Origin of the sequence: Burkholderia sp. Ac-20379, from assembly GCF_017104645.1 — a bacterium.
Taxonomy (GTDB): Bacteria; Pseudomonadota; Gammaproteobacteria; order Burkholderiales; family Burkholderiaceae; genus Burkholderia.
Window position 1 is genome coordinate 1 of record NZ_JAAGPF010000672.1, and the last position, 1,710, is coordinate 1,710.

1 protein-coding gene is annotated in these 1,710 nt (G+C 72.5%); it reads left to right on the forward strand.

Translation table 11 applies throughout. The features are described from left to right. Positions 1 to 1,710 (forward strand): FAD-dependent oxidoreductase (locus G3N92_RS33830; protein WP_206131841.1); only part of this gene is annotated, 1,710 nt, incomplete at both ends.

Sequence of the window (1,710 nt, forward strand, 5' to 3'; positions counted from 1 at the left end):
CCGCCGGCGCGGCGTGCGCATCGTCGAGGGCGCGCGCGTCACGGCGGTGCTCAGCGAGCGCACCGGCACGCGCCGCCGCGCCTCGGGCGTGACGTGGCGCACCAAGGACGGCAATACGGGCACGCTCGCGGCCGACATCGTCGTGAACTGCGCGGGCCAGTGGGCCAAACAGCTCGGCCGGCTCGCCGGCGTGAGCGTGCCGCTGCATTCGGCCGAGCACTACTACATCGTCACGGGCCGGATTCCGGGCGCGCACCCCGATCTGCCGGTGATGCGCGACCCCGACGGCTACATCTATTTCAAGGAGGAAGTGGGCGGCCTCGTGATGGGCGGCTTCGAACCCGACGCGAAGCCGTGGGGCATGGCCGGCATCCCCGACGATTTCGAATTCCAGCTGCTGCCCGACGACTGGGATCAGTTCGAGATCCTGATGCGCAACGCGCTGCACCGCGTGCCGGCGCTCGAAACGGCCGAAGTGCGCCAGTTCTACAACGGCCCCGAATCGTTCACGCCCGACAATCACTTCATCCTCGGCGAAGCGCCCGAACTCGCGAATTTCTATGTGGGCGCGGGCTTCAATTCGATGGGGATCGCCTCGGCCGGCGGCGCGGGCCGCGCGCTGGCCGAATGGATCGCGGGCGGCGAGCCGTCCACCGACCTGTGGGCCGTCGACATCCGCCGCTTCGCGCGCTTTCACGGCAACGACGCCTGGCTGTTCGACCGGGTCAAGGAAACGCTCGGCCTGCATTACGCGATGCCCTGGCCGAACCGCGAGCTGGACAGCGCGCGCGGCGTGCGGCGCTCGCCGGTGCACGCCGCGCTGCAGGCCGCGCGCGCGTGCTTCGGCAGCCGGATGGGTTGGGAAATCGCCAACGTGTTCGCGCCGCCGGGCGCAACGCCGCGCATCGAATACAGCTTCGGCCGCCAGAACTGGCACGACTGGAGCGCGGCCGAACATCGCGCCGCGCGCGAGCAGGCCGCGCTGTTCGACCGCAGCGCGCTCGCCAAGCTGCTGGTCAAGGGCCGCGACGCCGAAGCCGCGCTGCAAGCCCTGTGCGCCGCCGACCTCGCCATCGAGCCGGGCGCGGTGCGGCGCAGCGCCCTGCTCAACGCGCGCGGCGGCTTCGAATCGGATGTCGCCGCGGTGCGCCTCGCCGACGACTGCTACCTGATCCTGACCGGCACCGCGCAGGCCACGCGCGATCTCGACCTGATCGAGCGCCACCTCGACGCGGGCGGCTATCGCTGCGTGGCCGTCGACGTGACGGGCCAGTACGCGCTGTTCTCGCTGCTCGGGCCGCAGGCGCGCGCGCTGCTGCAGCGCGTGTCGCGCGCCGATTTCGGCGAAGCGGCCTTCGCGCCCGGCACGAGCCGCGAAATCGCGCTCGGCCACGCCACGGTGCGCGCGCTCCATCACGCGGTGGCCGGCGAGCCGGGCTGGGACCTGCTGGTGCCGGTGGAATCGGCGGTCGTGGTGCTCGACACGCTGCTGGCGGCAGGCGGCGAACACGGCCTGCGGCTCGCGGGCGACTACGCGTTCGAATCGCTGCGCATCGAGAACGGCCACGCCGTGTGGGGCCGCGAGCTGTCGCCGGGCGTCGATCCGTTCGAAGCGGGCCTCGCCGCGCTCTGCAAGCCGGCCCACGCCCAGCCGAACGCGTTCTCCGGCGCGGCGGCGCTCGCCGCGAAGGCCGGCCAGCCGTGCACGCG